Here is an 18,150-nt window from a genome sequence, read left to right on the forward strand (position 1 = left end):
GATTCTACGTGCGGATGCCTCGCCGCCGGGTCCGTCCCGGACCTCGTGACCCGATCGTCACCGCACGTCCACGCCACCCGCCCGACGGCCCGCGCTCAGCGCAGGGCACGGACGCGACCCCGCAGGTGCACCAGCCCGCCGAGCGCGGGCTCCCCCTGCGACACCGCCAGGACCTCGCCGACCACCACGTCGTGGTCGCCCGCCTCGTGCACGGCGACGGTGCGGCAGTCGAACCAGGAGGCGGCGCCGTCGACCCACGGCGCCCCCGACACGGGCGCCGCACGGTGCGGGACGCGGTCGAGCTGCCCGACGACCGGCCGGCCGGGCGAGGCCAGCCAGTCCGCGACGTCGGCCTGGGTGTCGGCGAGCACGGAGACGGCCCAGCCGTCGACGTCGTCGAGCAGGTCGCGGAAGCGGGCGTCCCGGTGCACGCAGAAGAGCAGCAGCGCGGGGTCGAGCGAGACCGAGGCGACGGAGCTCGCCGTCATGGCGTGCGCGGCTCCCCGCACGAGCGCGGTGACCACGACGACGCCGGAGGCGAGCCGGCCGACGGCGCTGCGGAACGCGTCGGCGTCGACGGGTCCGCTCACCGCTCGTCCAGGGTCCCGCCGGCCGTCGTCGGCGCGGCCGGGTCGAGGCCGGGCGTGGCGGGGCCGGCGGCGTCGAGGGGCGGGTCGACGAAGAGCCGGCGGGGCAGCAGGGCCGGGACGGCGCACGTCGCGATCGCGCCGAGCACCCACGCCCAGCCCCAGGCGTCGGTCCCGGGCACGAGGACGTCACCGCCGGGACCGCCCGACGTCAACGTCTGCACGGCCAGGAAGAGACCGCCGGCGAACCCGACGAACGTGGGCCAGCGCCCCCAGGCGCGGCTCGTCAGCGCGGCCACCAGCACGAGCGTCAGGGACAGCACGAGCCCCCAGGGCTGGACGGCCCGGTGCATGACCGTGCCGAGGGCGCCGACGCCGAGCCCGAGCGCGAACGCACCGGCCGCGCGGCCGAACGCGGCCACGGTGAGGGGCTGAGGTTGCACCGCGTCAGGCTACCCGTCGGACACCGGCGGGCCACGCGACGCCCGCGGGCCCGCCCGCACCGGCGGGCGCGGGCGCCACGCGGTACTGCTCCGACGGCAGGAGCGGCGCGAGGACGCCGTTGCTCAGCGCGTAGACGCCCACGAGGGTGCCCTCGTCGAGGGCAGCGACGGCCTGGACCTGGGTGGCGTGCGCACGCAGCGCCGCCAGCACGCGCGCCCGCACGGGTCGCACGTCGACGTGCAGGTCGACGTCGGCGTCGGGCACCGCGACCGAGGGCAGGGGGTCGTCGGCGCCGGGCAGCGCGAGGTCCCCACCGGTCCCGGGCGCACGGTGCAGCGCGGCGCGGGCTGCCCGCAGGTCGGACTCGCCCTGGACGGCCCACAGCACCACGTCGACCACGTGCGCGCCGTGCACGTCGTCGCCGTGTGCCGCCGCCTGCGCCACGGCACGCACGGTCACCTCGTGCACGCGCACGTGGTCGGGGTGGCCGTAGCCACCGCCGGGCTCGTACGTCGCGACGACGGCGGGGCGCCGGTCGCGCAGCACGCGGGCCAGCGCGTCCACCGCCTGCTCGACGGGGGCCCGGACGAACGCCCCGGCCGGGACGTCGTCCGCGGCGCCCGCCCGGCCGGAGGCGACCCAGGCCATGCCCGAGTCCTCCAGCCGGTCGCCCGGGCCGTGGGGCGCGACCCGGTCGAGGAAGACGTGGTCACGGACGCCGAGCGCCTCGAGGGCGCCCGCGAGCTCACGCTCCCGGTGCGCCGCCAGAGCGGGACCGTCGCCCTCGAGGTGCGCGAGCCGCTCGCCGATGACCTCGCCGCGCTCGCCACGGGTGGCCGTGACCACCGTGACGGGCGCGCCGGTCGCCGCCCAGGTGGCGAGCAGCGCGCCCGTGGCGAGCGTCTCGTCGTCCGGGTGGGCGTGGACGGCGAGCAGCCCGCCCGTCACGCCTTCTTGTTGCGCGCCGTCTGCCGGGCGCGCTCGGTCTGGTCGAGCACCACCTTGCGGATGCGCACGACCTGCGGCGTCACCTCGACGCACTCGTCCTCGCGCGCGAACTCGAGCGACTCCTCGAGCGTCAGCCTGCGCGGCGGCACGAGGTTCTCGAACGACTCCGACGTCGACGACCGGATGTTGTTGAGCTTCTTCTCCTTGGTGATGTTGACGTCCATGTCCTCGTTGCGTGCGTTCTCGCCGACGACCATGCCCTCGTACACCTCGGACGTCGGCTCCACGAAGAACGTGCCGCGGTCCTGCAGGTTGAGCATGGCGAACGGCGTCGCGACGCCCGCGCGGTCCGCGACCAGCGAACCGTTGACGCGCGTCTCGATCTGGCCCGCCCAGGGCTCGTGCCCCTCGGAGATCGACGAGGCGATGCCCGTGCCGCGCGTGTCGGTGAGGAAGCGCGTGCGGAAGCCGATGAGGCCGCGCGCCGGCACGAGGAACTCCATGCGGACCCAGCCGGTGCCGTGGTTCGACATGGTCTCCATGCGGCCCTTGCGCTGCGCGAGGAGCTGCGTGACCGCACCGAGGTACTCCTCGGGGACGTCGATCGTCATGCGCTCGACGGGCTCGTGCACCTTGCCGTCGACCTTCTTGGTCACGACCTGCGGCTTGCCGACGGTCAGCTCGAAGCCCTCGCGGCGCATCTGCTCGACGAGGATCGCCAGCGCCAGCTCGCCGCGGCCCTGCACCTCCCACGCGTCGGGACGCTCGGTGGGCAGCACGCGCAGCGACACGTTGCCGATGAGCTCGCGGTCGAGGCGGTCCTTGACCTGGCGGGCGGTGACCTTGTGGCCCTTGCCGCCCTTGCCGGCCAGCGGGCTCGTGTTGATGCCGATGGTCATCGAGATCGCGGGGTCGTCGACCGTGATGAGCGGCAGGGGCCGCGGGTCGTCGGGGTCGGTGAGGGTCTCGCCGATGGTGATGTCCTCGATGCCGGCCACCGCGACGATGTCACCCGGTGCGGCCGAGTCCGTGGGGACCCGCTCGAGCGCCTTCGTCTCCAGCAGCTCGGTGATCCTCACGTTCTGCAGCGAGCCGTCCTGGCGCGCCCACGCGACGGTCTGCCCCTTGCGCAGGGTGCCGTTGTGGATGCGCAGCAGCGCCAGGCGCCCGAGGAACGGCGACGCGTCGAGGTTCGTCACGTGGGCCTGCAGCGGCGCGGCCGGGTCGTACGTCGGCGCGGGGATCTTCTCGAGGATCGTCTTGAACAGCGGCTCGAGGTCCGGGCTGTCGGGCAGGCCGCCGTCGGCGGGCTGCTCCAGCGACGCCCGGCCGACCTTCGCCGCGGCGTACACGACGGGGACGTCGAGGATCGCGTCGAGGTCGAGGTCCGGCACGTCCTCGTGCAGGTCCGACGCCAGGCCGAGCAGCAGGTCGGTCGCCTCGTGCACGACCTCCTCGATGCGCGCGTCCGGCCGGTCGACCTTGTTGACCACGAGGATCACGGGCAGCTTGGCCGCGAGGGCCTTGCGCAGCACGAACCGCGTCTGCGGCAGCGGGCCCTCCGACGCGTCGACGAGCAGCACGACGCCGTCCACCATCGACAGCCCGCGCTCCACCTCGCCGCCGAAGTCCGCGTGCCCGGGGGTGTCGATGACGTTGATCGTCACACCCTCGGGCTGGCCGATCGCCGCGGCCGCCGGGCCGGAGTACCGGACCGCGGTGTTCTTCGCGAGGATCGTGATGCCCTTCTCGCGCTCGAGGTCACCGGAGTCCATCGCCCGCTCGTCGATGTGGTCGTGCGCGCCGAACGCGCCCGACTGCCAGAGCATGGCGTCGACGAGGGTGGTCTTGCCGTGGTCGACGTGCGCGACGATCGCGACGTTGCGCAGGTCGCCGCGAACGGCGGCCGCCTGGTCGGTGGCGGGCATACGGGTACTCACTTCACGAGGGGGTGGGGGACGCGCCGGCGACGGCGCCAGCGTCAGATCCTACCCGCCCCGTCCAGACCGGTCCCGGCGTCAGCCGCGGACCCACCCCCACCAGGACGTGAGGTCGGCGCGGGCGGGCACCAGCAGGGGCACCCCGGCGGGCGTCGGCAGGCCGGCCACGGGGACGTCGCGCACGAGCGTGAGCGCCGGGGTGCGGACGAGCGGCAGCACCGCGCCGGACGCGCGCAGCCCCTCGGCCGCGGCCACGAGCGCCTCGGCCCGGGCGTCCGCGTCGACCGTGCGGTCGAGGGCGTCGAGCGCCTCGTCCAGGTCCGCGTCCGCGTGGCCCGTGACGTTGGTCGCGCCGCCCGTGCGCCAGCGGGCCACCGCCGCGGACACCCCGAAGGGCTCCTGCGCGACCGGGACGAGCGCCGCGTCCCACGCCTCGGGCTCGGACCGGAGCGCAGCCACGGGGTCGTCGACCTCGGCGACGACGACCGCGATCCCCGCGTCCGCGGCCGCCGAGGTGACGACCTCGACCGCCTCGGCACGGACCGGGTCGTCGGTGTTGGCCAGGACGCGCACGACGAGTCCGTCGGCGGCACCCGCGACGGCCGGGGCCCGCGTGGTCGTCGCCGAACCGGTCGGCCGGGTGCCGGTCGGCGGCGTGCCGGTCGGGGCAGCGCCCGTCGGGGCGGCCGTCGCGTCCGTGCCGGCCACCTGCGCGAGCGGACCGAGGGCGACCTCGGCGAGGACGTCGTCGGAGACCGTCGCGTCACCCCAGAGCGGCTCCACCGCCCGCGTGAGCACCTCCTCGCGGGGGACCGCGGCGACGAACGCGGCGCGCGCGGCCGTCGCCTCCTCGGCGGACGAGGACGCGGCGTCGAACACCCCTCCCCCGCCCTCCTGGAGCACCAGCTGCAGGACGGCGTCCACGCCGGTGAGCGCCGTGGCGCCCTCGACCTGCGCCGCGGCGGCGAGCACGTCACCCGTGCTCAGCGGTGCCGCGACGTCGACGTCGCCCGCGGCCACCGCGTCGACCTGCGCGAGCGGGTCGAGGTCCGTCCGGACCCGCACGCTCGCGTACGCGGCCGGTGCGGCGCCGGTGTAGGCGTCGTTCGGGACTGCTACCACCCCGTCCTCGTCGACCTGGGCGAGGACGTACGGTCCGGTCGTCGTCGTCAGCACCGGGTCGGTGGCGACGTCGCCCGCCGTGCCCGCCGAGCGCCACACGCGCGACACGTCGACCAGGGCGTCGCGGTCCTGCTCCTCGACCGCGGTCCGCACCGCCCCGGCCCACCGTGCGGCGTCGGCGGCGACCGCCGTGGGGTCGGCGGCGGGGTCGGCGGTGGAGCCGGTCGTGGCTCCGCCCGACGCCGCCGCCGTGGTGGCGGGGGTCGGGGTGCCGGTCGGCGCGACGCTGCCCGTCGCGGTCGGCGCGGGGCCGGCCTCCGTCCGCGCGGCCGGGTCGAGGGCCAGCCGCCCGACGACGTGCGCGGGAAGGTTGACGTCGAGGGCCACCTGCCAGTCCGCGACGCGGCGGTCGTGGACGACGGTGACGGTGGCGCCGTCGACGCGCGGCACGGCCGTGGCGTGCACGAGGGCGGGCGAGGTCGCCGCGAACGCGACGACGTCGTCGAGCGCCGCGGGGTCGACGGGCAGGCCGTCCGCGCCGGTCTCCGGCACCACCTCGTCGAGCTGGCCCGAGCGCGCGGCCCACTCCAGCAGCAGGTCCGCGGGCGTCACCGGCACGCCGTCCGACCAGCGGGCCGTCTCGGCGATCGTGTACCGCACGGTGAACGGCTCGTCGTCGACGACCTCGACCGTGCCGAACGACGGGTCGGCGACGACGCTGCCGTCCTGCTCGAGGGACGTGAACCCGGACTGGACGAGCCCGCGCACCAGCGTGCTGCCGGGCGCGAGCCCTGCCGCGGTACCCGCGTTCAGCGAGAGGAAGGGCGAGCCGGCCGCGACCACGACGTCGTCGGCCCGGTCGTGCTCCGGCTCCGTCGACGTGCACGCCACCAGCGCCAGCAGCACCGCCCCGGCCGCGGCCGCACCCCGCACCGTCCGTCCCTGCACGTCCACGATCGCCCCCGCTCCACCCGGCCGCGCCCGGACCCTGCCGCCGGCCGCCCACGGCCACCGCTGCGGCCCGCCGCACGGACGATGCCACGCGACGGGCGCCCGGCGCGCGGGGCGCGCGGAAGGGCGCCGGGTCCCGCCACGGCGCGCCGCGCAGGACCGCGCCCGGACGTGCGACGGCCCCGGCGGTCAGGTGCCCGCCGGGGCCGTCGTCGCGTCGGTCGTCAGACGCCCGGGACGTCCCCGCCCACCGCGGGCACGGCCGGGGCCGCGGGGCGCGGGGCGGTGCCGTCGCCGCCGCCGGCGATCAGGCGGTCCCGCTCCTCGCGGCGCAGGCGCTGCTCCGCGGGGTTGGGCACGGGCACCGCGGCGAGCAGCCGGCGCGTGTAGTCCTCCTGCGGCTCGCGCAGGATCCGCTGGCGGTCCCCGACCTCGACGAGCCGGCCCTTGTTCAGCACCGCGATCCGGCTGGACAGGATCTCGACGACGGCGAGGTCGTGGCTGATGAACAGGCACGCGAAGCCGTACTCGCGCTGCAGCTCCTGGAACAGGTCCAGCACGCGGGCCTGCACCGAGACGTCGAGCGCCGACGTGGGCTCGTCGGCGATGAGCAGCTGCGGCGACAGCGCGAGCGCACGGGCGATCCCGACGCGCTGGCGCTGACCGCCGGACAGCTCGTGCGGGTACCGGTTGCGCATGGCCCGCGGCAGGTTGACCGCGTCCAGCAGCTCCTCGACCCGGTTGCTCAGGGCCTTGCCCTCGGCGACCTTGTGCAGCTTGAGCGGCTCGCCGATGGACTCGCCGATCGGCAGGCGCGGGTTCAGCGAGGAGCCCGGGTCCTGGAACACGATCGAGACGTCCTGGCGCACCGCGCGCAGCGCCTTGCGGGAGATGCCGTTCATCTCGACGCCGTTGATCTTCAGCGAGCCCGCGGCGACGGGCAGCAGACCCACCGCGGCACGGCCGACGGTCGTCTTGCCCGAGCCCGACTCGCCGACGAGCCCGAGCACCTCGCCGCGCCGGATGTGCAGGTCGAGGTCGCTGACCGCACGGAACGCGGGCATCCGCCCCCGGGCGGGGTACTCGATGGCCAGGCCCGTGGCCTCGAGCGCGAAGTCCTGCGCGGTCGCCACGACCGGGGCCGCCACGTCCGCCACGTGCGCGTGGGCGTCGGCGTGCCCGCCGGGGGCGGCGGCCTTCGACGAGCCCAGGTGCGGCACGGCGTCGAGGAGCTCGATGGTGTACGGGTGCGTCGGGGCGTTGAAGATCTGCTCCGCGGTGCCCTGCTCGACGATCCGGCCGTTCTTCATCACCAGGACCCGGTCGGCGAGGTCGGCGACGACGCCCATGTCGTGGGTGATGAGCACGATGCCGGAGTCGATGCGCGAGCGCAGGTCCCGCATGAGCTTGAGGATCTCCGCCTGCACCGTCACGTCGAGCGCGGTGGTCGGCTCGTCGGCGATGAGCAGCTTGGGGTCGCACGCGAGGGCCTGCGCGATCATCGCGCGCTGACGCTGACCGCCCGAGAGCTGGTGCGGGTACTTGTCGACCGACGTCTCCGGGTCGGGCAGGTCGACCATGCGCAGCAGCTCGACCGCGCGCTCCCGGGCCTCCTTCGGCCCGATGGAGAAGTGCGTGCGCAGCGTCTCGACGATCTGGAACCCGACCGTGTAGACGGGGTTCAGGGCCGTCATCGGCTCCTGGAAGATGACGGCGACGTCGTTGCCGCGCACGCGCGAGAGCTGCTTGTGGGACAGGCCCAGCAGCTCGGTGCCGGCCAGCTTGGCCGAGCCCGTCGAGCGGCCGTTCTGCGGCAGCAGGCCGATGAGGGACATCGACGACTGGGTCTTGCCCGAGCCGGACTCGCCGACGATGGCCAGGACCTCGCCGGGCCGGACGTCGTAGGAGACGTCGACGGCGGCGGGGTACCACTGGCCGTCGACGAAGAACTCGACCGTGAGGTCGCGGACCTCCAGGATCGGCGTGGCCGTCGGTGCGCCCGGGGTGGGGGCGAGGGTGTCGGTGCTCACGGTCGAGCGTCTCCTTCCGTGCGGCGCGCGCCTGCGGCGAGGCCGTCGCGCCGGTCCTGCCGGCGTGAGGGGTCTGGGACGATGGCCGCATGGATGCGGAGGTCGTCGTGGTCCGACCGGGTTTCGGTCGTGCTCTGGCTGTGGTGGTCGTCGTGCTGTGCACGGCCGGGGCCGTGAGCGGACTCGTCGCGGACGTCGCGGCGACCCTCCCCTGGCTGCCCGTGCTGGCCCTGGCGGGCCTCGGCGCGTGGGCCGCGTACTGGCGCCCCGCCGTCGTGGTCACACCGGCCGGTGTGGAGCTGGTCAACGTGACCCGCACCGTCGAGGTGCCCTGGACCGCCGTGGAGGCGGTCGAGACCCGGTACGCGCTGGCCCTGCAGACCCCCTACGGCACCTACGCCGCGTGGGCCGCGCCCGCACCGAGCGCGGTGCGGACGGGGCGTGCGCGGCCCGAGGACTACGCGCACCTGCCGTCCAGCACCTACGGCACCGGTGGCGGGGTCCGGGCCGGCGACCTGGCCGGCACCGACTCCGGTGCGGCGGCGCTGGTGGTGCGCCGCCGCTGGGAGCAGCTGGTCGAGGCCGGCGTGCTGGACGACCCGCGGCTCGAGCGCCCGACGCCCGTCGTGCGGTGGCACGTCGGGACGCTCGTCGCCGCGGGGGTCCTGCTGGCCCTCGCGGTGGTCGGACTCACGCGCTGACGCGCGGGAGGTCACGAGCGGCACGGTCTCAGACCGTCGCGGTCGCCGGACGGGCCTTGGCCGCGCGACGGTCCGCACGGGCCAGGGCACGACGCGTCGGGATGCGGCGCTGACGCGGGTCGAACGCGTCCCGCAGCCCGTCGCCCAGGAAGTTGATGCACAGGGCGATGGTCACGATGAACAGGCCCGGCCACCAGAACAGCCACGGTCGCGTCGCGAACGCGGACTGGTAGTCGTTGATCAGCGTGCCCAGCGAGGTGTTCGGGAAGCTGATGCCGAACCCGAGGTAGCTCAGAGCGGTCTCCAGCAGGATCGCCGAGGCCATGAGCAGCGTCGCGTTGACGATCATGACGCCGATCGCGTTCGGCAGGATGTGCTTGAACATGATCCGCACGTCGCTGGCGCCGGCCACGCGGGCGGCGTCGACGAACTCCCGCTCGCGCAGCGCGAGGAACTCCCCGCGGACGAGCCGCGCCATCGTGGTCCACGTGACCATCGACAGGGCGATGGCGAGGAGCACCGGCGTGGCGCCGCCGACCCAGCGGCCGAGGATCGCGCCGATCATGATGACCGGGATCGTGATGATCATGTCGGTGAAGCGCATGATCACGTTGTCCAGGCGCCCGCGGAAGTAGCCGGCCACGGCCCCCACGGCGATGCCGATGGCCGAGGACAGGATCCCGACGATGAACATCACGAGCAGCGACGTCTGCGTGCCACGCATGACCAGCGCGAACACGTCACGACCGACGTTGTCCTGGCCGAGCGGGTGCTCGCCGATGGACAGGCCGCCCGAGAACGACAGCGTCGGCGCGCCGCCGGCGTTGGCGATGGGCGACAGGTCGTTCGGCTGGTACTTCCACCAGCCGGGCAGCGGGCCCACGCCGATCGACGTGTAGGCGAGCAGGACGACCGCCGTCAGCACGAACGCGGCGACCATGGCACCGCGGTGGCGCAGGAAGCGGCGCACGACGATGCGGCCCTGCGAGAGGCCCTCGACGTCCTTGAGCTCGATCGCGTTCTCGACGGCGTCGTGGTGCTGGCCGTCGAGGTTCTGCGGGGAGATGGGGGCGGGGGAGGTCATGCGTTCACCCTGATCCTCGGGTCGAGCCCGGCGTAGACGAAGTCGACGACGATGTTGGCGAGCACGAGCATCGAGCCGATGACGAGGAAGTACCCCATGATCGGGTCGGCGTCGGACGTCTGCAGGGACTTCAGGAACAGGGTCCCCATGCCGCTCCAGCCGAAGATGCGCTCGGTGATGATGGCGCCGCCGAACAGCGCGGCGAGGTCCAGCGGGATGATCGTCGCGAGCGGGATGAGCGCGTTGCGGAAGGCGTGCCGCATCGTCACCAGCCGCTCGGGCAGGCCCTTGGACCGCGCGGTGCGGATGTAGTCCTGGTTCATCACCTCGAGCAGGCTGGCGCGCGAGTACCGCGTGTACGACGCGAACGAGATGAGGATCAGCGCCAGCGTCGGCAGCAGCAGGTGCGTGAACGTGTCGAGCGTCGACACCCAGAAGTCGCCCGACAGGCCCGGCGTCTGCGAACCGATGGTCGCGATCGGCCGGCCGTTGATGCGGCTGGAGTTCGAGTACGCCTCCCACACCTGCATCACCCGGTCGGTGAAGACGAGGATCGCGACCACGAGCGCCGTCAGCGCACCGTTGCGCATCTGCTGCCCGCGGTCCGGACCGCCGAAGAGCCAGCCGACGAGCAGACCGACGCCGATCGCGACGACCGCCAGGCCGAAGATGAGCAGACCGGTCGCGCCGACGAAGACGTACTGCAGCGGGAACCACAGCAGGACGCCGATCGCGACGACCGTGAGCGACGTGTACAGCGCACGCCGGTCGCGCAGACCCGTGGTGAGCGCCGTCAGGCCGACGGCCGCGCCGCCGCCCAGGACCGCGATGCCGATCTGCCCGAGCCGCGGGTCCAGGAGCCAGCCGGTCGCCGTCGCGCCCCAGAGGACCGCCGCCGTCGCGAGCGTGGCGAGCAGGAACGTCGACAGTCGTCGACGCAGGTCGCCGCCGACGAGCACCTGGAACACCAGGCCGCCGACGAGGCCGATCCCGGCCACCGTCCACCACTGCAGCGTGGGATCGGCGAGGAAGTCGTTGAAGCCGATCGCGCCCCAGAGCTTGAGCAGCACCGCCACCCAGAACGACGGGAGGGAGTACAGCACGAACGACAGGAACGTCACCGAGTAGTCGAAGCCCGTGTACTGGCGCAGGGCCGACGCGATGCCGACGGCGATGCCGAGCACGATCGCGAGCACGGTCGACATGGCGATGAGCTGCACCGTCGACGGGATCGCGACCGCGAGCATGTGGGTCACGTCCTGGCCGGTGATCCAGCTGGTGCCCAGGGTGCCGCGGCCGACGAGGTACCCGAGCACGCCCAGGAGCCACTTGAGGTAGCGGATCGCCGGCGGGGTGTCGAGGTCGAGCGCGCGGATGCGCGACTCGATCAGCTGCTCCTTGTTCGGGGCGGTGCTGGCGTAGAGGTCCTCGAGGGGGTCGAGGGCGTACGCGAGCAGCATGTAGACGATGAACGTCGCCCCGAGCAGCACGACACCGGACGACAGCAGTCGTCGGCCGATGAACGTGAGCATCGGGGCACGGTCGCCGAGGCGTCGGCGCCGCGGGGCGGCACCGGTCGACGGGGCGACCGCGTCAGGGCTCGCCGCAGCGAGCTCCTTCTCGGAGGTGGTCATGGATCCAGACCTCAGGGGTGCGAGGGCGATGAGGGGGTCGAGTCTACGACCGCGCCGGCGCTCCCCCCGCGGTCGGGGGTCACGGGGCTCCCGCCCGTCTTGTGGTACTGCGGGTGCCGGGGGCGCGTCGAGGACGTGCGCTCACACGGCGGGGGTGCCGCGGCCGATGACGACCGCGGCACCCCCGTGCCGTGTGGCTACTGCTGCTGGGTCACTCCTCGGTGTCCTCGGCCGGAGCCTCGGTCGCCGTCGGGCCGTCGAGCACGTCGGCGGCCGCGATCTCCCACTCCCAGTAGTTCCAGAAGATGGTCGGGGACAGCGGGATCGTCGAGACGCCCTTGAGCACCTCACGGTTCGCGACCACGCCCGGGAACTGGAAGATCGGGATGCCGAACGCGTCCTCGTAGAGCTGCGCCTCGATCTGGGTCGTCAGCGCCTGCTCCTCCTCGGCGTCGGCCGTCGCCATGTCCTTGTACCACTTGTCGACGTCGTCGTTGGAGTACCCGCCGAAGTTGTTCAGACCACCGGTGACGTAGTTCGCCTCGGAGTTCAGGGCGAAGGTGTTGGTGGACTGCCAGCCGAACAGGGAGGCGTCGTAGGTGTCCGTCTGCGTGAGCAGCGAGCCCCAGTTGTCGTCGCCGCCGTCGATCAGGTTGAAGCCGACCTGCTCGACCGAGGCCGCGATGAGCTGGTACTCGTTGGCGCGGCGGACGTTCGACTTGCCGTAGAGGAAGCGCACGTCGATCGGGGTGGAGACGCCGGCCTCCTCGAGGAGCGCCTTGGCGCCGTCGATGTCGACCTCGGCGAAGGCGTCGGAGCCGTTGTTGGCCACGACGTCGTCGTAGGTCGGCGAGCCCGGGACCACGGTGAAGGAGTCACGCGTCGTGGCGTCCTCCTGCAGCGGGGTGATGAGCTTCTCGATGATCTCGTCGCGCGGGACGGCCTTGAGGAAGGCCTCACGGACGAGGCGCGCCTTCTCCGCGTCGCCGCCGTAGGTGGCCGGGTCGAACGGGCCGCCGTTGTTCATGATGAGGTCGACGTGCTCGAACGTGCCCTCGGGCGCCGCCGTGTACGTGATGCCCGAGTCCGTCAGACCCTCGAGGGTCTCGATGACGTCGACCGACGACTGCGGCTGGATGAGGTCGACCTCACCGTTCTGCAGGGCGGTGACCGACGCCAGCGGGTCCTCGCTGTAGCGGATCGTGATCGACTCGACCTTGGGCTTGGGGCCCCAGGTGTAGTCGTCGCGCGCCGTGAGGGTCATGTACTGGTTCTCGACGTACTCCGACATCACGTACGCGCCGGAGGAGAGGTAGAGCTCCTCGTCCTCGGGCAGCGCGGTGAAGTTGAAGTCGTTGTTCCAGACCCTCGCGATGTCCGACAGCGCCTCGGTGTCGTTGTTCGTGAAGGCGTCGATGATGGCCTGCTTGCCCTCCGCGGCGTCCTCGATGCCGAGAGCACGCTTGGCGACCGCGTGCGCGGCGACGGGCGACGGCTGGAAGGAGACCTCCCAGTCGGAGCGGGGCTCGGTGTAGACCAGGGTGACCGACCGGCCGTCGTCGGAGACCTCGGGGGCCTCCTCGACCAGGGTCATCGCGACGGAGGAGCCGTCGAAGTAGACGCCCGCGTCGATGGCGTCCTGGTTGGTGATGTTGCCCTCTTCGTCGTACTCGGGCTCGACGTTGTCGAAGGCGTCGTTCTGGGGGCCCCAGTAGAGGATCATGTCGGCCGCGTCGACGGCGGTGCCGTCGGACCAGGTGACGCCCTCGTTGATCGTGTACTTCACCGTCAGCGGGTCGTCGGAGACCTTCTCGTACGTGCCGAAGTCCGAGAACTGCTGCAGCGCGAGGTCACCGTCGTAGTAGTTGAACGCCGCGTTCGTCAGGTACAGGACGTTCGCGTTGGTGGTCGCGTTGCCGGTCGACGTCAGGTTGTTCTGCGAGTAGAACGGCTGGTTCCACCCGACGTTGACCGCGGTGTCCTCCTCGATCTCCGAGGCCGTGTCCGGCCCGGAGCATGCGGAGATCACGAGGGCGCCGGCCGCAAGGACGGCCGTCGCGGCGCTGATTCGCCTGATCTTCAAGGTTCCTCCTGTGACGGTGGAGGGCGATCGACGACCGCGCCGCGGCAGGAGCGCCAGGGGCGCTGCACCGGGTGGCGCGGGCAGGGTCGCCCGCCGTGAGTTGGGGCCAACCTAGCGGCGCAGCACCGGGGTCGACGAACACCGGATCACGGCAGCGGGTGATCGTTACCTGATCGATACTGGTGGGTACCGTCCAGCATGCGAGACGTACCGAGCGGTAACCAAGGTGAAACATGCACGACACAGACGACGGAGGGGCCGAACCGGACCCGTGGCCACCCGCGTGGAGGCGATCTGTGGTAAACGCCGGTCAGTCCGCCGGGCCGTCGGCGCCCGCGTCGCGGGACTGCCAGGTGCACAGGCACGAGCGGTTGCCCTCGGGGTCGGCCAGCACCCAGAACGAGGGCGCCGCGGTGTCGTCGACGAGCGTCCCCCCGGCAGCCGTCGCCGCCTCGACCCGACCGGCCACCGCGGACGGGTCGACCCACACGTCCAGGTGCCAGCGCTGCCGCGGCTCCCCGGCCCCGGACTCCTGGAACCACACGGCAGGCAGACCGCCCGCGGGGTCCCGCACCTCGTCGTCCTGCCCCGGCGTGTCCTCGTAGCCGAGCAGCGCCCGCCAGAACGGCTGCACGCCCGCCCGCTCCGGGGTGTCGAGCGCCAGGTCGAACCGCTGCACCGCGGCACCGTCGAGCGCGGCCCCCATGCGCGCGACCAGGTCGGTGACGGTGCGCGCCAGCGCGACGTCCCGCGCGGTCACCCCGCCGGCGTCGTGGCTGACCAGGCGCACGTCGAGGAACGCGTAGCGCAGGTCGAGGTCGGGGTGGTGCTGGACCTCCTCCGCCACCGCGCCGATCGCCTCGACGAGCGCCAGCCCCGTCGCGAAGTCCCCCGTGCGCACCCGCGTGCGCAACCCGTCCCCGAGGTTCACCCAGCCGGTGAGGCGTGCGTCCGCGATCTGCTGCGCCGTGAGCGTCGTCATGGCCCCATCGTGACCCGCACCACCCACACCTGCGCGCGGGACCGCGGCCGGACCGGGTGCCCCGTCACGCGACCACCTGCACCGGGCAGCGGGCGACCCCGGCCCGAGCGATCCGCGCATCCGCCGTGACGAGGGTGACCGCGTGCGCCTCGGCGACAGCGACGTAGGCGGCGTCGTACATCGACAGGTTCGACCGCAGCTCCCACATCCTGCGCAGGTGCGGCCCCGTCGGCGTCACAGCGACCGTCACCTCCGCGAGGGCCGCGACAGCGCGGTCCGCCCGGCCGGCGTCGATCTTGCCTCCCCGCCACAACCCGCGCAGGGCGCTGAGCACCTCGGTGCGCCAGTGCTCCGGGACCGCCCACGCCGGGTCGTGACGGAGAGCGCGATGGGCCGCGAGGACACGAGGCTCCTCGTCGGGGTCGGCGAAGGCCAGTGCCATGACGGATGCGTCCACGACGATCACCCGGCCGATCCCGCCCTCTCCTCGTCACGGGCGGTCAGGACGTCGTCGAGCGTCGCGCCCGACCCCCGGTTCCAGCCCGCGATGCCGTCGAGGACCGCGACATTGCCCGCGAAGCCGGGGTCGCCGACATCGTCGTCCGGTGGGACAGAGACCGCCACTTTGCGAGTGAGCAGTGCGTCCAGGAGTGCGGCGCGTGCGGCCTGCGCGCGCACAGATTCCTCCGCAGTCGCGGCGATCCGACGGTCGAGGGCGGCCATCGCGTCAGCAATCGTCTCCTGAACGTCTCGAGGCGGGATCGGCAGGGTCAGTCGTTCGAGATTGTCCTTGGAGACCCGAACGACCTTCGTGTCCGAGAAGACACGCTGGATCTGTGCGCGAAACGCCGGAGATGCGAACAGGTAGGAGGCGAACCGAGGCTCCAGCGAGTGCTTCCAGATGTACGCGTCGTCATGCACCGCGACAGGCTCGCTTCCGAGCCAGGCGACCGCCTTCAGCACGCCATCGACGTTCTCGCTCGTCCCGGCGATCACGAGGTCCCCCGGCTCCGCGTAACGCAGCTTGGGCCGCATCGCCTCCGGCAGCCAAGAATGCACATCGTCCGTCAGCGCTCCGAAATCGGTGTGGATCTGCGAGTAGTGGATGCATCCGATGCCGCTGTCGACGTAGTCGGACTTGATGAACCGCTTGCCACGCGTCAGCGTGCCAATCTCGCCGACTGGCGCCTCGGTCCAAGAGTCATCCCGCCGCTGGAGCATCTCGGCCAGGATCGCGGGCCGAGCCGCCTGCACCGCCGCAACCTCGGCTTCGAGAGCCTCGCGCATGGCGTCAAAGGAGGCCATGATCTCGATGATCCGGCCTTGCACGCGTCGAGGCGGGAACGGGATGACGTGGGCCTCGAATTGATCCGGCTTCCATTCGGAACGCCCTTCGGCCCCCTGGCGTGCCGCTCCGATGGACTCAAGCGTCGCACGGCGCTGGAAGGTAAGCTTCAAAAACTCGGGCAACAGGTCGGGGCCGACCTCATAGGTCGGGAACTTGTTCGTGATGATCGCGCCATCCAGCTCCTCTGGCACGACGTCGAAGGGGCCTCGCTGGGAGTCCAGGATGCAGTAGATGAACTGCCCCGCACCAGCCCGGTACATCCTCGTCCGGAGTTGTCGTCCGAACTTCACGCTGCGGACGTAGATTCCGCTCCCGTAGCGGATGCCCAGCGAAGAATACTCGCGATCGGGCTCGAGCCGGACAGGCTCCACGACGCGCTTGACATGCTCGCCGATCCTCGCGGTCGGCCACTCAGGCATCGAAGCCGCCAATCCCCGCTTCCGACAGGATCTGCATCAATCGCTCCTGCGCCGCTTCGCGCTCGGCGCGAGCCTCCTGCCAGTTTGAGATCGCGGCGTCGAGGTCGTGCGACTCGGCCGGCGGCCAGGGGTTGCGCTTCACGCCCCGTGCGACGAGCCCACCGTCGTCGGCGAAGATCGGGGAACGCCAAGACCGCGCTTCCGCGTCCTCGAGGCCATCACGGATTACCGATAGCGCCCTCGCGGCGATGGCGCCCCATCGCCCAGTATCCCTTCGGCCGTGCGCGACCTGAACCTCGTGGCCGTCGTCTTCCATGTCCATGAAGGTCACCAGTGCATCGCGCTCGTGGCCGTTCGCAGTCTTCGTAAAACCGAAGACCGAGGTCTTGACGCCGCGCTTCTGCTCAAAGAAGAGCTGCTGAGGCATGTCGATTACAAAATCGAGCCTCGCGCGACCCAAGATCGCCAACGCGGCCTTCTGGTTCGAGGTCTTGGTCAGGGTGTTGTTCGGCATGATGATAATGAGCCGCCCACCCTCTTCGAGGTACTCGATCGCCGACATCGTGAAGTTGATCGGGCTGTCGTTCTCGTAGGGCGGATTAATGACGCACTTCGTGGGCCTCAAGCTCTTCACGTAATCTCGGAGCTTCTCATCGCTCTTGGCCACCGCAAACGACTTCCCATGCGTCACGAGGGAGTCTCGGTACAGCAGATTCGACCGACCGTCTCCGTGCAGGAACATGTTCGAGCAGGCGAGGGCAAACAGGATTGCATCGAGTTCAAACCCGATCAACTGGTTCTCATGGATGTGCTCGATTCGCTGCTCATCGCCGTGAGCCTTGTCGACGAGCTGCTCCATCGCGTCCATGAGGAAACCGCCGGAGCCCATGCAGGTGTCGAGCACGACGTCGTCACGCTCGAGCCTCGCGAGGTTGACCATAAATGTCTTGATATGGTCGGGCGTCAGGATGATGTTCTTGTTGTCCATCTTGCCGGCGCGCGACAGGAAGATCTTGTACGCCCGGCCCAGGATATCGCGCTTCACCGCGCTCTTCGAGGGCTGGTGCACCCTCTGGTCGATGTCGTCAATGATCTGCTTGTACTCGTCGAGCGGGATGTCGACAGTCTTAACGAATGCGAAGCGGTCCCGCCAGTCGATTAGCTTCGACTCAGAGTTGGCCCTCTTGTCGAGCTGACGCTTGACCGCCTCGACGATCTGGTCGTTGAGGTAGCGAGCCTCGACAAGCCGGGTATCCTCCGGGATCACCTGCGACTTGTAGACCGCGCGGAACTGCGCGTCGTCCAGGGCGATCATGAGCGCGGAGAAGAACAGCGAGCGCTCGGTGTCGCGCACGCGGGAGTCCTTATGGAACCGCTCGTTGAGCCGGACGAGGAAGCGTCGCAGCTGGGCATCCGAGAACGGGTCACCGTGGGCCGCCGCCTCGTAGTGCTTGGTCAGCGTCGTCAGGCTGACCAAGGAGCGGGGCTCGTCGAGTTCCTCGATCTCTTCGCTATCACCCTTGCGGAGGAAGTGGGTCACCCGGAGTGAACCCTGCGTCTGCCCCGAGACGGCGATGCCGATGATGTCCGAGTGCGGCACAGCGTTGTTTGTCATGTAGCCGCGGACGTCGGCCTCAGCGGCGGCATGATCAGACTTCAGCCCCGGCACACCTGACTTCGCCTCGACAACGATGAGCCATTCGCCCATATCCTTGAAGAAGTCGGGGTACCCGTCGACCTCCGAGTCTGCCCGCTTGGAGCGGAACCCGAACTTCTTGGGGATATCGCGCTTCTCGACGAACGTCGACGCTCCGTAGAACTCACGGAAGAGGTTCTCAGTCGTGCTCTCTGCCATCGTTCACCTCCTTCGCTCGTCG

The 18,150-nt window shown here is 71.6% G+C and carries 14 protein-coding genes; 1 reads left to right on the plus strand and 13 read right to left on the minus strand.

Features of this window, described 5'->3' with window-relative positions:
• Positions 1-95 precede the first annotated feature (95 nt).
• The 6 genes from FBY24_RS01955 to FBY24_RS01980 form a co-directional block, all read right to left on the minus strand.
• Positions 96-590 (minus strand): flavin reductase family protein, encoded by a 495-nt coding sequence (locus FBY24_RS01955; protein ID WP_142157591.1) that lies wholly within the window; start codon positions 588-590, stop codon positions 96-98.
• On the minus strand, positions 587-1,030 hold the full coding sequence (locus FBY24_RS01960; protein WP_142157593.1) for a hypothetical protein: 444 nt from the start codon (positions 1,028-1,030) through the stop codon (positions 587-589). The genes FBY24_RS01955 and FBY24_RS01960 overlap by 4 nt, the downstream gene beginning before the upstream one ends.
• Before the next feature lie 4 nt (positions 1,031-1,034).
• Complete coding sequence (locus tag FBY24_RS01965) at positions 1,035-1,979, minus strand: PIG-L family deacetylase (RefSeq protein ID WP_142157595.1); 945 nt, start codon at positions 1,977-1,979, stop codon at positions 1,035-1,037.
• Positions 1,976-3,907 carry a translational GTPase TypA gene (typA, locus tag FBY24_RS01970; protein ID WP_142157597.1) on the minus strand — a complete coding sequence of 644 codons (1,932 nt, stop codon included), beginning with the start codon at positions 3,905-3,907 and terminating at the stop codon, positions 1,976-1,978. The genes FBY24_RS01965 and typA overlap by 4 nt, the downstream gene beginning before the upstream one ends.
• 90 nt (positions 3,908-3,997) lie before the next feature.
• Positions 3,998-5,989: an ABC transporter substrate-binding protein gene (locus FBY24_RS01975; RefSeq protein ID WP_142157599.1), complete on the minus strand. Its 1,992-nt coding sequence runs from the start codon at positions 5,987-5,989 to the stop codon at positions 3,998-4,000.
• A 227-nt stretch (positions 5,990-6,216) separates the two neighbouring features.
• Positions 6,217-8,022, minus strand: coding sequence for an ABC transporter ATP-binding protein (locus FBY24_RS01980; protein ID WP_142157601.1), 1,806 nt, complete (start codon positions 8,020-8,022; stop codon positions 6,217-6,219).
• Between the two features lie 89 nt (positions 8,023-8,111).
• On the opposite strand from FBY24_RS01980, the gene FBY24_RS01985 reads away from it, so the two are divergent.
• A complete protein-coding gene (locus tag FBY24_RS01985; protein WP_140459857.1) occupies positions 8,112-8,723 on the plus strand; it encodes a PH domain-containing protein in 612 nt (203 codons plus the stop codon).
• A 28-nt stretch (positions 8,724-8,751) separates the two neighbouring features.
• Here the strand turns inward: FBY24_RS01985 and FBY24_RS01990 are convergent, their stop codons facing one another.
• From FBY24_RS01990 to FBY24_RS02020, 7 genes are all read right to left on the minus strand, one after another.
• A complete protein-coding gene (locus tag FBY24_RS01990; protein ID WP_142157603.1) occupies positions 8,752-9,807 on the minus strand; it encodes an ABC transporter permease in 1,056 nt (351 codons plus the stop codon).
• Positions 9,804-11,339, minus strand: coding sequence for an ABC transporter permease subunit (locus FBY24_RS01995; RefSeq protein WP_142163058.1), 1,536 nt, complete (start codon positions 11,337-11,339; stop codon positions 9,804-9,806). Before FBY24_RS01995 ends, FBY24_RS01990 begins: the two co-directional genes overlap by 4 nt.
• 313 nt (positions 11,340-11,652) lie before the next feature.
• A complete protein-coding gene (locus FBY24_RS02000) occupies positions 11,653-13,524 on the minus strand; it encodes an ABC transporter family substrate-binding protein (RefSeq protein ID WP_142157605.1) in 1,872 nt (623 codons plus the stop codon).
• Between the two features lie 310 nt (positions 13,525-13,834).
• A complete protein-coding gene (locus FBY24_RS02005) occupies positions 13,835-14,506 on the minus strand; it encodes a VOC family protein (protein ID WP_142157607.1) in 672 nt (223 codons plus the stop codon).
• Positions 14,507-14,570: 64 nt separating this feature from the next.
• A complete protein-coding gene (locus tag FBY24_RS02010) occupies positions 14,571-14,963 on the minus strand; it encodes a type II toxin-antitoxin system VapC family toxin (RefSeq protein WP_222117193.1) in 393 nt (130 codons plus the stop codon).
• A 5-nt stretch (positions 14,964-14,968) separates the two neighbouring features.
• The gene (locus FBY24_RS02015; RefSeq protein WP_142157611.1) at positions 14,969-16,273 is read right to left on the minus strand and encodes a restriction endonuclease subunit S; all 1,305 of its coding nucleotides are present in this window, start codon (positions 16,271-16,273) and stop codon (positions 14,969-14,971) included.
• A complete protein-coding gene (locus FBY24_RS02020; protein ID WP_142157613.1) occupies positions 16,266-18,128 on the minus strand; it encodes a class I SAM-dependent DNA methyltransferase in 1,863 nt (620 codons plus the stop codon). The genes FBY24_RS02015 and FBY24_RS02020 overlap by 8 nt, the downstream gene beginning before the upstream one ends.
• Between the last annotated feature and the right edge of the window lie 22 nt (positions 18,129-18,150).

This window comes from Cellulomonas sp. SLBN-39 (assembly GCF_006715865.1).
GTDB lineage: Bacteria > Actinomycetota > Actinomycetes > Actinomycetales > Cellulomonadaceae > Cellulomonas.

Bases quoted from the DNA above. Each gene is read 5' to 3' on its own strand.
- FBY24_RS02020 (WP_142157613.1), bottom strand. From the start codon at position 18,128: ATGGCAGAGAGCACGACTGAGAACCTCTTCCGTGAGTTCTACGGAGCG.
- FBY24_RS01995 (WP_142163058.1), bottom strand. From the start codon at position 11,339: ATGCTCACGTTCATCGGCCGACGACTGCTGTCGTCCGGTGTCGTGCTG.
- FBY24_RS02015 (WP_142157611.1), bottom strand. From the start codon at position 16,273: ATGCCTGAGTGGCCGACCGCGAGGATCGGCGAGCATGTCAAGCGCGTC.
- FBY24_RS01990 (WP_142157603.1), bottom strand. From the start codon at position 9,807: ATGACCTCCCCCGCCCCCATCTCCCCGCAGAACCTCGACGGCCAGCAC.
- FBY24_RS01985 (WP_140459857.1), top strand. From the start codon at position 8,112: ATGGATGCGGAGGTCGTCGTGGTCCGACCGGGTTTCGGTCGTGCTCTG.
- typA (WP_142157597.1), bottom strand. From the start codon at position 3,907: ATGCCCGCCACCGACCAGGCGGCCGCCGTTCGCGGCGACCTGCGCAAC.
- FBY24_RS02005 (WP_142157607.1), bottom strand. From the start codon at position 14,506: ATGACGACGCTCACGGCGCAGCAGATCGCGGACGCACGCCTCACCGGC.